This window comes from Streptomyces montanisoli, assembly GCF_017813245.1.
GTDB lineage: Bacteria > Actinomycetota > Actinomycetes > Streptomycetales > Streptomycetaceae > Streptomyces > Streptomyces montanisoli.
This window is the reverse complement of sequence record NZ_JAGIQL010000163.1, coordinates 1-13268: the sequence shown is the minus strand read 5'-3', so window position 1 is coordinate 13268 and position 13268 is coordinate 1. Positions and strand designations below refer to the sequence as shown.

Sequence of the window (13268 nt, the reverse complement as noted above, 5' to 3'; positions counted from 1 at the left end):
GCAGACGCCGCCCGGCGTGCCGACCGTGGGCCCCGGCTACCAGGCCGTGCTGCGCTACCGTGCCCCCGACGGCTCCGAGGCGCGCCTCATCCGCCGTTCCGCGCCCGGGACTCCGCACCCGGAGTGGCAGTTGCTGCACGAGCTGCGCGCCATGAACGTGCCGCCGCAGCAAGTGCTCGAACTGCACACCGAGTTGGAGTCCTGCGAGCTGCCCGGCGGCTACTGCGCGCGGATGATCCGCGAGATGTGGCCGCAGGTGCGGATCACGAGCGTCGCCCCGTACGGGCAGGACCACGCGAGCCGGCAGCAGGGCATGCGGCATCTGCTGACGCACCAGGGCGAGTTGCACCAGGTCGCGGACGGGCCCGCGCGGCCCGCGCCGGTGCGCGCCCCGCTGCCGCCGGTGCCGCCCGCGCCGCCGGTGCCGCCCGAGGCGATCCAGCAGGAGATGCTCGGCGCGTTCGGCCCGCAGGGCATCTGCCGTTACGACCAGAACGCCGTCTCCCGGCAGGGCGTGCCGGAGATCGTCGCGCAGACGCTGGTGTGGGCGGGGCTGCCCGCCGACTTCGGGCCGTTCTTCTGGGCGCAGCCGGCGCAGCCGGTGATCCCGACGCTCGCGGAGATCGCGGCGCAGCGGCAGGTGCAGGCGGCGCCCGACGCGTCGTCGTACCTGGTGGTGGGCACGGACTTCGGCCGGTCGCTGTGTGTGCAGTACGGCACGGCGCACATCATGGCCGTGCCGGTGGAGGCGGGGCCCGGTGGGGCGCCCGCGTCGCCGCAGTTCGTGAACTCGGGGCTGCCGCAGTTCGTGCGGTGCATGGCGATGCTCGGCCGGATGTGGCGGCTGCGGTTCGGGCTGACGCCCGAGCAGGCGGGGCGCTGGACGGTCGACTTCCAGGCGCAGTTGGCCGCGCTCGACCCGGCGGCGCTGTCGTCGCCGGAGAGCTGGTGGTCGGTGCTGCTCGAACAGATGTGGGACGGCCTGCTCTAGGCCGCTTTCTGTCCGGTCCGCCCCGGCCCCCGTCGCTTCGACGGCGGGGGCCGGGGCGGCGGTGTGTCCGGCGGCCATCGGCCTTCGGCCGCCCGCCTGCATGTCTTCCGTCGTTCTCCACCCCAGGGCTCAACCCGGGGGTGGACGGCCCCTAGGGGGCTCTCCTCACTCCTGCCCAGGGTTCGTTCGTCCCGCCGGAGGACGTGGCGGTGGGGCGGCGCTCCTAACGTGGTCTTTACCGCTCGGGTCCAGGGGGCCCGCAGGCCGCAGCAGTGGGGTGGGGGAAACCCGAGGGAGAACACTGCGCTGCGCACCAGCGCGCAGGACCCCCTGGGCGCTGAAGACTTGGACCGGCGGAAGACCACTGACATAGGAGACATACCGTGGCTACGGCTGTGAGCACACCCAGGCGCGGGGGTACGGGAGGGCGTACGGCGGTCGCGGCGCGGGCGCGGGGCGTCGTCAAGGCGTACGGGGCGGGCGAGACCCGCGTCGTCGCGCTCGATCATGTGGACGTGGACATCGCCCGCGGGCAGTTCACGGCGATCATGGGCCCTTCCGGGTCCGGCAAGTCGACGCTGATGCACTGCCTCGCGGGGCTCGACACGGTGACGTCGGGGGAGATCCACCTCGACGACACGGAGATCACCCGGCTCAAGGACAAGCGCCTCACGCAGTTGCGCAGGGACCGCATCGGGTTCATCTTCCAGGCGTTCAACCTGCTGCCGACGCTGAACGCGATCGAGAACATCACACTGCCGATGGACATCGCGGGCCGCAAGCCCGACGAGGCGTGGCTGCGGCGGGTCGTGGAGACGGTGGGTCTCGCGGACCGGCTGAAGCACCGGCCGACGCAGCTGTCCGGCGGGCAGCAGCAGCGCGTCGCCGTGGCGCGTGCGCTGGCCGCCCGGCCGGAGATCATCTTCGGTGACGAGCCCACGGGCAACCTGGACTCGCGGGCGGGCGCCGAGGTGCTGGGCTTCCTGCGCACGTCGGTCGACGAGCTGGGCCAGACCATCGTGATGGTGACCCACGACCCGGTCGCCGCCTCGTACGCGGACCGCGTGCTGTACCTCGCGGACGGCAGGATCGTCGACGAGATGTTCCGGCCGACCGCTGAGTCGGTGCTCGACCGCATGAAGCACTTCGAGGCGCGGGGGCGTACGTCGTGACGATCCTGAAGACGTCGCTGCGCAACTTCCTCGCGCACAAGGGGCGGATGGCGCTCTCGGCGGTCGCCGTGCTGCTGTCTGTGGCGTTCGTGTCGGGCACGCTCGTGTTCACCGACACGATGAACACCACGTTCGACAAGATCTTCGCGGTGACGGCGTCCGATGTGACGGTCGGCCCGAAGGACGCGCCGGCGGGCGAGTCGAAGCCGGAGACCGGCAAGCCGGACTCGCTGCCCGCGTCGGTACTCGAACGGGTCGGCGCGGTGCACGGTGTGGCGTCGGCCGAGGGCGGTGTGTCCAGCCAGAGCGTCACCGTCGTCGACGGCCACGACAAGAACGTCGGCGCGGCGAGCGGTGCGCCGACGATCGCCGGCAACTGGACCTCCACCGACGCCCGTTCGATGAAGGTGACGTCGGGCCACCGGCCCACACGCAGCGGCCAGGTGATGGTCGACGCGGACACCGCGAAGAAGCACCACCTGGCCATCGGCGACACACTGCGCACCATCACGGCCGGCGGTGACTTCTCCGCGCGGATCTCCGGCATCGCGACGTTCAAGGTGACGAATCCGGGCGCGGCCATCGTCACGTTCGACACCCGCAGCGCGCAGCGTGAACTCCTCGGCTCCACCGACCGGTTCACCAGCATCAACGTGACTGCCGCCAAGGGCGTCAGCGACGCGGCACTCAAGCGCGACGTCGCGAAGGCGCTCGCCGGCTCGGGCACGTACAAGATCCAGACGCAGAAGGAGGCGGCCGACGCGAACAAGAAGGACATCGGCTCCTTCCTCGACGTGATCAAGTACGCGATGCTCGGCTTCGCCGGGATCGCGTTCCTCGTCGGCATCTTCCTGATCGTCAACACGTTCTCGATGCTGGTCGCCCAGCGCACCCGCGAGATCGGGCTGATGCGTGCGCTCGGTTCGAGCCGCAAGCAGATCAACAGGTCGGTGCTGACGGAGGCCGTGCTGCTCGGTGTGGTGGGTTCCGTGGCGGGGGTCGCGGCGGGCGTCGGCCTCGCGGTGGTGCTGATGAAGGTGATGGGCGCGGCGGGCATGGACCTGTCGACGCAGGACCTCACCGTGACGTGGCGCACGCCGGTGGTGGGCCTGGTGCTCGGCATCGTGGTGACGGTCGTGGCCGCCTGGATCCCCGCGCGGCGCGGCGGGCGCATCTCGCCGATGGCGGCGCTGCGCGACGCCGGCACCCCTGCGGACGGGCGCGCCGGCCGGGTGCGCGGCGCCATCGGTCTCGTCCTCACACTGGTGGGCGGCCTGGCGCTGTACGCGTCGACGCAAGCGGACGGTGCCGGTGCGGCGTCCCCGTTCCTCGGCCTGGGCATCGTGGCGACGCTCATCGGGTTCGTGGTGATCGGCCCGCTGCTCGCGGGCGTGGTGGTGCGGCTGCTGAGCGCGGTGGTGCTGCGGGTGTTCGGCCCCGTCGGGCGGATGGCGGAGCGCAACGCGCTGCGCAACCCGCGGCGCACGGGGGCGACCGGCGCGGCGCTGATGATCGGGCTCGCGCTGGTGGCGTGCCTGTCCGTGGTGGGCTCCTCGATGGTCGCCTCGGCGACGGACCAGCTCGACAGGTCGGTCGGCGCCGACTTCATCGTCCAGTCGGACACGGGGCAGCCGATCGTGCCGCAGGCGCAGGCGGCGCTGGAGAAGGCGCCGTACCTGGACCACGTCACGCGGTACAAGTCGATGGACGCGACCGTCATCGCGCCCGGCGGCACGGTGAAGAAGCACGCGCCGCTGGTCGCCGCCGACCCGTCGTACGCGTCCGACCTGCGGCGCGACACGAAGCAGGGGTCGCTGGACGCCGCCTACGGCAAGAACGCGATGTCGGTGGGGGAGAAGTACGCGAAGGCCGCGCACGTGAAGGCCGGCGACACGCTGACCGTCGCGTTCGCCGGCGGCCGTACGGCGCACCTGAGGGTCGCGGCGGTCACCTCCGACGACGGCGTCATCGACTCGGGCGTGATGTACACGAACATCACGACGGCGCGCAGGTACGTGCCGGCGGACCGGATGCCCGGGAACATGATCATGTTCGCGGCGGCCAAGGACGGCAAGGAGAAGCAGGCGTACACGGCGCTCAAGCACTCCCTCAAGCCGTACCCGCAGTACACGGTGCGTGACCAGACGGACTACAAGAAGACGCTGCGCGACCAGATCGGGCAGCTGCTGAACCTCGTGTACGGGCTGCTGGCGCTGGCGATCGTCGTCGCGGTGCTCGGCGTGGTGAACACGCTGGCACTGTCGGTGGTGGAGCGGACGCGCGAGATCGGCCTGATGCGCGCCATCGGCCTCTCCCGGCGCCAGCTGCGCCGCATGATCCGACTCGAGTCGGTGGTGATCGCCCTGTTCGGCGCGGCGGTCGGCCTGGGCCTGGGGATGGGCTGGGGCACGGCCGCCCAGAAGCTGCTGGCGCTGGAGGGACTCGACGTGCTGTCCATCCCGTGGCCCACGATCGCGGGCGTCTTCGTGGCGTCGGCGTTCGTCGGCCTGCTCGCGGCCCTGTTCCCGGCGTTCCGCGCCGGACGCATGAACGTCCTGAACGCGATCGCCACCGAGTAGCCCGTCACCGGGCAGCCATTACCGAGCAGCCCATTACCGGGCAGCCCAGCACCGGGCAGCCCGTCACCGAGCGGCCCAGCACCGTACAGCCCACCCCGGGGGAGCGCCGCCGCCCGACCAGCGGCGGCGCCGTGGGGACCACGGAGGGGCGCCCGCCCCCGGCCCGGACGCCACCAGGCGACCGGCCGGGGGCGGACGCGTGCGCCGTCGTCGTACCCTGGAACCCCCGGCCCGTGACACGTGTCGGGTCCTTCGTGTTGCCTGCCGGACGGAAGTTTTCATGAGCCTGCACGGTCTGCTGGACGCCGTTGGTCGCGACGCGGCGCTCGTGGAAGCGGTCAAGGCCGCCGCCGACGGGAACCGCCACCACGTCGACCTCGTCGGGCCGCCCGCCGCGCGCCCCTTCGCCGTGGCCGCGCTCGCGCGCGACGCGAAGCGGCCCGTGCTGGCCGTGACGGCCACCGGGCGCGAGGCGGAGGACCTGGCCGCCGCGCTCAGGTCGCTCGTCGACGAGCACACCGTCGTGGAGTACCCGTCGTGGGAGACGCTGCCGCACGAGCGGCTCTCGCCGCGCTCCGACACCGTGGGCCGCCGCCTCGCCGTGCTGCGGCGGCTCGCGCACCCCGCGCAGGACGACCCGGCCACCGGGCCCGTGTCCATCGTGGTCGCGCCCGTACGCTCCGTGCTGCAGCCGCAGGTCAAGGGGCTCGGCGACCTGGAGCCCGTGGCGCTGCGCACCGGGCAGAGCGCCGACCTGGGGGACGTGACGGAGGCGCTCGCGGCCGCCGCGTACTCGCGCGTCGAACTGGTCGAGAAGCGCGGCGAGTTCGCCGTGCGCGGCGGGATCCTCGACGTCTTCCCGCCCACCGAGGAGCACCCCTTGCGGGTGGAGTTCTGGGGCGACGACGTCGAGGAGATCCGCTACTTCAAGATCGCCGACCAGCGGTCCCTGGAAGTCGCCGAGCACGGCCTGTGGGCGCCGCCGTGCCGTGAGCTGCTGCTGACCGCGCAGGTGCGGGAGCGGGCCGCCGCCCTCGCCGAGGACCACCCCGAGCTGGGCGAGCTGCTCGGCAAGATCGCCGAGGGCATCGCCGTCGAGGGCATGGAGTCGCTCGCGCCCGTCCTCGTCGACGACATGGAGCTGCTGCTCGACGTGATGCCGACCGGCGCCATGACCGTGGTGTGCGACCCGGAGCGCGTGCGCACCAGGGCCGCGGACCTCGTCGCCACCAGCCAGGAGTTCCTCCAGGCGTCCTGGGCCGCCACCGCGATGGCGGCCGGCGCCGAGGACGAGGGTCCGGCGGGGACGGCCGCGCCCATCGACGTCGGCGCGGCCTCCCTGTGGTCCGTCGCCGACGTCCGCGAGCGGGCACGCGAGATCGGCATGATGTGGTGGTCCGTCTCCCCGTTCTCCCTGGACGCGGGCGACGGCGCCGACGACGGCGACGACACCCTCACCCTCGGCATGCACGCGCCCGAGACGTACCGCGGCGACACGGCGCGCGCACTCGCCGACACCAAGGGATGGATCGCCGACGGCTGGCGCACCGTCTACGTCACCGAGGGCCACGGCACCGCGTCCCGCACGGTCGAGGTGCTGCGCGGCGAGGGCATCGCCGCCCGCCTCGACACCCCCGAGCAGGGCGGGCTCACCGAGATCGCCCCGTCCGTCGTGCACGTGGCCTGCGGCTCGATCGACAACGGGCTCGTCGACCCGGCGCTGCGGCTCGCCGTCCTCACCGAGACCGACCTGTCGGGGCAGAAGGCCGCCGGCAAGGACGGCGCCCGGATGCCGACGCGCCGCCGCAAGACCATCGACCCGCTGACGCTTGAGGCCGGCGACTACATCGTCCACGAGCAGCACGGCGTGGGCCGCTACGTGGAGATGGTCCAGCGCACCGTGCAGGGCGCCACCCGCGAGTACCTGCTCGTGGAGTACGCACCCGCCAAGCGCGGCCAGCCCGGCGACCGGCTCTACATCCCCACCGACCAGCTCGAACAGGTCACCAAGTACGTCGGCGGCGAGGCCCCGACGCTGCACAGGCTCGGCGGCGCCGACTGGACGAAGACCAAGGCGCGTGCCAAGAAGGCCGTCAAGGAGATCGCCGCCGACCTGATCAAGCTGTACTCGGCGCGCATGGCGGCCCCGGGACACGCCTTCGGCACCGACACGCCCTGGCAGCGCGAGCTGGAGGACGCCTTCCCCTACGTCGAGACGCCCGACCAGCTCTCCACCATCGCCGAGGTCAAGGACGACATGGAGAAGACGGTCCCGATGGACCGGCTGATCTGCGGCGACGTCGGCTACGGCAAGACGGAGATCGCGGTGCGCGCCGCGTTCAAGGCCGTCCAGGACGGCAAGCAGGTCGCCGTCCTCGTCCCCACGACGCTGCTGGTGCAGCAGCACTTCGCGACGTTCAGCGAGCGCTACGGGCAGTTCCCCGTGTCCGTGAAGGCGCTGTCGCGCTTCCAGTCCGACACGGAGGCGAAGGCGACCCTGCAAGGGCTGCGCGAGGGCGCCGTCGACATCGTCATCGGCACGCACCGGCTGTTCTCGTCGGAGACGAAGTTCAAGGACCTCGGGCTCGTCATCGTCGACGAGGAGCAGCGCTTCGGCGTCGAGCACAAGGAGCAGCTGAAGAAGCTGCGCGCCAACGTGGACGTGCTGACGATGTCCGCGACGCCGATCCCGCGCACCCTGGAGATGGCCGTCACCGGCATCCGCGAGATGTCGACGATCACCACACCGCCCGAGGAGCGCCACCCCGTCCTGACGTTCGTCGGCCCGTACGAGAACAAGCAGATCGGCGCGGCGATCCGGCGCGAACTGCTGCGCGAGGGCCAGGTGTTCTACATCCACAACCGCGTCGAGTCGATCGACCGCGCGGCGGCCAAACTCCGCGAGATCGTGCCCGAGGCGCGCATTGCGACGGCACACGGCCAGATGTCGGAACAGGCCCTGGAGAAGGTCGTGGTGGACTTCTGGGAGAAGAAGTTCGACGTGCTGGTCTCCACGACGATCGTCGAGTCCGGCATCGACATCGCCAACGCGAACACCCTGATCGTGGAGCGCGGCGACAACTTCGGCCTCTCCCAACTCCACCAGCTGCGCGGCCGCGTGGGCCGCAGCCGCGAGCGCGGGTACGCGTATTTCCTCTACCCGCCGGAGAAGCCGCTCACGGAGACCGCGCACGAACGCCTCGCGACGATCGCACAGCACACCGAGATGGGCGCGGGCATGTACGTCGCGATGAAGGACCTGGAGATCCGCGGCGCGGGCAACCTGCTCGGCGGCGAGCAGTCGGGACACATCGCGGGCGTCGGCTTCGACCTGTACGTGCGGATGGTCGGCGAGGCCGTCGCCGACTACCGTGCGGCCGTGGACGGAGGTGTGCAGGAGGAGCCGCCGATCGAGGTCAAGATCGAGCTGCCCGTCGACGCGCACGTCCCGCACGACTACGCGCCCGGCGAGCGGCTGCGCCTTCAGGCGTACCGGGCGATCGCCTCGGCGTCCTCGGAGGAGGACATCAAGGCAGTGCGCGAGGAACTGGCCGACCGCTACGGCAAGTTGCCCGAGCCGGTGGAGAACCTCCTGCTCGTCGCCGGGCTGCGGATGCTGGCGCGCGCCTGCGGCGTGGGCGAGATCGTGCTCCAGGGCAGCAACATCCGCTTCGCCCCCGTGGAGTTGCGCGAGTCGCAGGAGCTGCGCCTCAAGCGGCTGCACCCGCGCACCGTCATCAAGGCACCCGCGAAGCAGATCCTGGTGCCGCGCCCGACGACCGGCAAGATCGGCGGCAAGCCGGTGGTGGGCCGCGAACTGCTCTCCTGGACGGGCGAGTTCCTGGCGACGATCCTGGGCTCGTAAGGTGGAACGACCGCGCTGGTGTTCGCGTGCGGTCGCCCATGCCCGGGCGGGTAGCAGATACCCGTAGGGCCGGGCGGAGTGGGCGACGTGGGAGGGGCGGGGCGATGGCGCCACGACAGAACGTGCGCGTGCGGCGAGCGGTACCGGCCGTCGCGGTGGCGGCGGCGACGCTGCTGATCGGCGGATGCAGGGCCGACCTGGCGGGCGGCGGCGCCTCGGGCACACCGTCGCCCCCGCCGTCCGGCGCCACGGCACCGACGGGCGGCGCCGGTGGATCGGACGGTGACGGCGGATCGGCCGGCGACGGAGGCGACTTCGGCGTCAGTCCGATCGCCAACCCCGACGGCACGAAGCCGGGCCTCGCACCCCTCACGTCGGCCGCCGACCTCGCGATGGGCCGCCGCGTGATATCCCAGGTCACCACCAAGGGCCGCGGCCCGAAGACGGGCTACGACCGCGACGAGTTCGGCTACGCCTGGATGGACTCGGCGAACGGCGTACCGGACGCGCACAACGGCTGCGACACCCGCGACGACGTGCTGAAACGCGACGGCCATGACGTGCGGTACCGGTCGGGGTCCGACTGCGTGGTGACGTCGATGACGCTCAACGACCCGTACACGGCCAAGACGATCCACTGGCGCAAGACCAAGGCGACGGCCGTGCAGATCGACCACGTCATGCCGCTGTCGTACGACTGGCAGATGGGCGCCGCTCACTGGACGAAGGACAAGCGCGAGCAGATCGCCAACGACCCGCTGAACCTCATCCCCGTCGACGGGCCGTCCAACGGCTCGAAGAGCGATTCGGGCCCCGCGTCGTGGCTCCCGCCGAACAAGGCGATCCGCTGCTCGTACGCGGTGCGCTTCGCGCAGGTGTCGCTCAAGTACCGTCTGCCGGTGACGTCGGCGGACAAGTCCATGATGCTCAAGCAGTGCGGCGGCTGAGGGCGCGTCGCGCTTGACGCGTGAGCGCAAGGCCGCCGTCTACCGGGCGAATCACGACAAGTAACTCGCGGCGGCACGCTCGGGTGCCGCGCGGAGGTGACTGGTAGAACGTCGGGATGAAAGCAGCCGGAGCCCTTTCCACCACCGCCGTGCTCTGCGTGTGGCTCGTGTGGAACCTGGTGTGCCTCTACCGCATGGCGCGTGGTGTGCGCAGCGGGGCGTGGCGGCGTCCGATGTGGTGGACGCGCCTGTGCTCCGTCGCGCTCTTCGCGGGCCTCGCGTCGTGGATCTGGGGCGTGCTCAGCGAGGGCCTCGATACCCGGGAGGAGTGCGTCCTGCGTCACCACCAGCGCTACGACGATGCCTACCGGGCCGCGCACGAACAGCAGGCCAGGGGCCTCTTTCCGCTGCACGACAAGTGCAACGCGCAGTACGACCTGGTCCCCGCCTGGGTCAATCCGGCCATGGTGAGCTGTGCCGTCGTCGCGGTGGCCGCCATAGCCGTCCTTTTGGTTCGGCGCGGGTGCCGTCGCGTGGGGCGGTGACTTCACGGCGCCGAAGGAGTCGCACTTCGAGATCGCGCTCAAGCCGGGCCACCCGCGACTCAAGGGCGTCGCCCGCAAGATCCGCGGGTAAAAGAAGGCGCCGGGCAACGAGGGAGCGGGCGCGGTCGACGCGTTCGATCCGCGGCGCCGCAGGGCGGCGCGGGCCTTCGAGCGGCGGATGTCCTGAGGGACGTCTCGCGCCGGGCCGTCACGGTGAGGTGATGTCCAGGACGGCCGCGCCGTCGGCGACGCGGTCCACCGTCACGTCGACCGTCTCGCCGTCCGTCCGCATCACGCTGTGGCCGCCGGGTCCGCCCATCGACATGGTCGTCCGCGAGCCGCCGTGCGCCTCGCTCAGCAGGACGGTCGTGCCGGTGACGGACACGTGCAGGGTGCGGTGGCGCACCGGGACGTCCGCCGGGGCGTCCACCAGGATCTGGCACTCGCCGTCCGCGCAGGCGCGGTAGTCGCGGCCGTCCCGGGCGCGCGCGGCGGACGACGTGACCGGCGCGGACGACGTGACCGGCGCGGACGACGTGACTGGTGCGGACGACGTGACCGGCGTGGCGGTCGGTGTCCGCGTGGCCGGGGGCTTCGCGTCGTCCCGGGTGTGCGGCGCGGGGCCCGCGGAACAACCCGCGAGCGCGGCCGCCGCGAGGAGCGCGGCCGCGGCCGCCGGCACCCGCACGGACAACGGGACCGACGACCACGCTGACAACCGTGCTGGCATCGGGGTCTCCTCGGTGGGGTGGCGTCGGTGTGGGTGGCGTCGGTGGCGGCCTCGGTTACTTGCCGGAGGCTCCGGAGGCTCCGGACTCTAACGGCGCCGTGGCCGGGGGACGCGCGACGCGGGCCGGCTTCGCCCGAAAGGGCGGCGCGGGCGGCGGTACGTGCCCGCCGGCGTGCGCCCGGCCCGTACGCGCATGACCGGTGGGGCCGCCCCCTCCGCGGCCCCACCGGAGTCACCGTCCCGGACGCGCGGGGCGGGGCACGTCAGAACGGCAGGTCCCACTGCGTCTCGTTGTAGGACCAGCCGGGCGTGACCTGGACCGTCAGCGCCTTCGCGTCCGCCGGGGCGTCGAAGGCGAAGACCTGGGTGGCCTTCTTGCCCGGCAGCACCTGCCCGGTGAAGCCCTGGCCCGAGGTGTCGTCGTAGATCTCCGTGGCCTCGCGGCCGTCGGCGCCCGCCCGCGCGGCCACGGTGGCGAGCGTGGCGTCGTACTTCTTGCTGCCCTTGTTGGTGATCGTGACCGTCACCTTGTAGGCGTGGTTGCCGACCTTGTGCCCGGCCGCGTACGGGCCGGGGGAGTAGGCCTGCGGCTCGCCGACCGTGACGTTCAGGTCGTCGTCGTACACGGCGGTGTCGCCGGGCGCCAGCGCCTTGTCCTTGGCCTTGTCCTTCGGCTTGTCCTTCGTCCGGTCCTTGGACGCGGCACCCGCCTTGCCCGCGGCGCCCTTCGACGTGCCGGAGTGGCCGGGGGCCGGGCTCGCAGACGCCGAACTCCCGGACGCGGCCTTGTCGATGCTGTCGACCGCGTCGCCCACGGCGCGGAACGTGATGACCGCGCCGATGACGGCGACGATCATCGCGACGAGGCCGAGCACGGCGCCCGCGGTGGCCACGCCCTTGTTCGTCGCGCCTCCGCGCTTGGCCCTGCCGCGCCCCGCGAGGCCGAGGACGAGCGCGATCAGGCCGAGGACCCCGGCCAGCCAGAACAGCAGCGGGATGATGCCGCTGATCGCGCCCACGAGGCCGAGGATCAGCGCCGCGATGCCGAGACCGTTCCGCGCCTGTGCCTGTGCCGGTGCCTGTGCGTGTGGGTGCGGCTGCACCGGCGGCGCTGACGGTGCCGTGTGCGGGCCCGGCGCGTACTGCCCGTACGGGCCCTGCGGGTCCTGCGGGCCTTGCGTGTACTGAGACATGGGTCCCCCCTCCTCCTGGGACGGTGACGCCCCGTGTAGCGGTGGGTCAATGACAGCAGAGCCTGTGAACCGAGTCAACATGCAAATCCATGCGTGGTCGGTTTTCGTCTGTGAATGCCATGCTTACGACGTTCGCCTGTATGCTCTGCCCGACATCGGACTCGTCAGGGGAGGCAGCCCGTGCCGGAGAACGCGACTGAGGTCACGGCCGCCGGGATCGCCAGACTCGCCGGAGTGGGACGCGCCGCCGTCAGCAACTGGCGGCGCAGGCACGCCGACTTCCCGCAGCCCGTCGGCGGCACCGAGACCAGCCCCTCGTTCGCGCTCCGCGACGTCGAGGACTGGCTGCGCGCCCAGGGCAAGCTCGCCGAGGTGCCGCTGCGCGAGCGCGTGTGGCAGGAGCTGGCCGGCGATCCGGCGGGCGCGGCCGCCGCCCTCGTCCGAGTGGGCTGCGTGCTCGCTCTGGTGCGTGAGGCCCCCGCCGAGTGGCGCCGGCTCGCCGGGCGCGGCGACGGGGAGCTCGCGCGGCGCCTGCCCGCCGCGCTGGACGAGGTGCTCGCCCCGCGGCTGTCCGCCGACCACGCACACCCCGCGGTGCCCGTGGCGTCCGCCGGCCAACTCCTGCCGTCAGTGGGCCTGTTGCGCGGCGCGGCCGATCTGGCGGGCGAACTCGGCGCCCCGCGCGCCTTCGAGTTCCTGCTCGGCCGCTACCTCGACGCCAACCCACGGCAGTACACGCTCACACCGCCCGACACCGCGGGCCTCATGAGCGCGCTCGCCGGCGTCTGCGACGAGAACGCCACCGTCCTCGACCCGGCATCCGGCACCGGCTCCCTGCTCTGCGCCGTGGAGCGCTCCGGCGCCCTCTACGCGCAGGAGTCCGCGCCCGAACTCGCCGCGCTGACCGCGCTGCGCCTCGTGCTGTGCACCGACCCAGGCACCGCGCACATCGCCGTCGCGGCGGGCGACACGCTGCGCGCCGACGCCTTCCCGCGCCTCGCCGCCGACGCCGTGCTCTGCCACCCGCCGTTCAACGAGCGCAACTGGGGCCACGACGAGCTGGCCTACGACCCGCGCTGGGAGTACGGCTTCCCCGCGCGCACCGAGTCGGAGCTCGCGTGGGTCCAGCACGCGCTGGCCAGGCTGCGTCCCGGCGGCACCGCCGTGCTGCTCATGCCGCCCGCCGCCGCGTCCCGCCGCTCGGGCCGCCGCGTGCGGGCCGACCTGCTGCGCAGGGGCGCCCTGC

9 protein-coding genes are annotated in these 13268 nt (G+C 72.4%); 7 read left to right on the top strand and 2 right to left on the bottom strand.

The features are described from left to right. The 6 genes from JFN87_RS27450 to JFN87_RS27425 form a co-directional block, all read left to right on the top strand. The coding region (locus JFN87_RS27450) for an SUKH-4 family immunity protein (RefSeq protein WP_209344205.1) at nt 1-991 on the top strand (991 nt) is incomplete at its 5' end. Nucleotides 992-1374: 383 nt separating this feature from the next. After that, nucleotides 1375-2163 carry an ABC transporter ATP-binding protein gene (locus tag JFN87_RS27445; protein WP_209344203.1) on the top strand — a complete coding sequence of 263 codons (789 nt, stop codon included), beginning with the start codon at nt 1375-1377 and terminating at the stop codon, nt 2161-2163. After that, on the top strand, nt 2160-4742 hold the full coding sequence (locus JFN87_RS27440; protein WP_209344201.1) for an ABC transporter permease: 2583 nt from the start codon (nt 2160-2162) through the stop codon (nt 4740-4742). The genes JFN87_RS27445 and JFN87_RS27440 overlap by 4 nt, the downstream gene beginning before the upstream one ends. A gap of 280 nt (nt 4743-5022) precedes the next feature. Further along, a complete protein-coding gene (gene mfd, locus JFN87_RS27435; protein ID WP_209344199.1) occupies nt 5023-8607 on the top strand; it encodes a transcription-repair coupling factor in 3585 nt (1194 codons plus the stop codon). A gap of 104 nt (nt 8608-8711) precedes the next feature. Continuing rightward, entirely contained in the window at nt 8712-9554 is an 843-nt protein-coding gene (locus JFN87_RS27430; RefSeq protein WP_209344197.1) for an HNH endonuclease family protein, read from the top strand. Nucleotides 9555-9670: 116 nt separating this feature from the next. After that, nucleotides 9671-10099, top strand: a complete 429-nt coding sequence (locus JFN87_RS27425; protein WP_209344195.1) for a hypothetical protein — start codon at nt 9671-9673, stop codon at nt 10097-10099. A 208-nt stretch (nt 10100-10307) separates the two neighbouring features. Here the strand turns inward: JFN87_RS27425 and JFN87_RS27420 are convergent, their stop codons facing one another. After that, complete coding sequence (locus tag JFN87_RS27420) at nt 10308-10829, bottom strand: hypothetical protein (RefSeq protein ID WP_209344207.1); 522 nt, start codon at nt 10827-10829, stop codon at nt 10308-10310. A gap of 263 nt (nt 10830-11092) precedes the next feature. Continuing rightward, entirely contained in the window at nt 11093-12022 is a 930-nt protein-coding gene (locus tag JFN87_RS27415; protein WP_209344193.1) for a DUF4190 domain-containing protein, read from the bottom strand. A 180-nt stretch (nt 12023-12202) separates the two neighbouring features. Between JFN87_RS27415 and JFN87_RS27410 the strand changes: the two genes are divergently transcribed. Then, nucleotides 12203-13268 (top strand): HsdM family class I SAM-dependent methyltransferase (locus JFN87_RS27410; protein WP_209344191.1); only part of this gene is annotated, 1066 nt, incomplete at its 3' end.

Bases quoted from the DNA above. Each gene is read 5' to 3' on its own strand.
- JFN87_RS27430 (WP_209344197.1), top strand. From the start codon at position 8,712: ATGGCGCCACGACAGAACGTGCGCGTGCGGCGAGCGGTACCGGCCGTC.
- JFN87_RS27425 (WP_209344195.1), top strand. From the start codon at position 9,671: ATGAAAGCAGCCGGAGCCCTTTCCACCACCGCCGTGCTCTGCGTGTGG.
- JFN87_RS27415 (WP_209344193.1), bottom strand. From the start codon at position 12,022: ATGTCTCAGTACACGCAAGGCCCGCAGGACCCGCAGGGCCCGTACGGG.
- JFN87_RS27420 (WP_209344207.1), bottom strand. From the start codon at position 10,829: ATGCCAGCACGGTTGTCAGCGTGGTCGTCGGTCCCGTTGTCCGTGCGG.
- mfd (WP_209344199.1), top strand. From the start codon at position 5,023: ATGAGCCTGCACGGTCTGCTGGACGCCGTTGGTCGCGACGCGGCGCTC.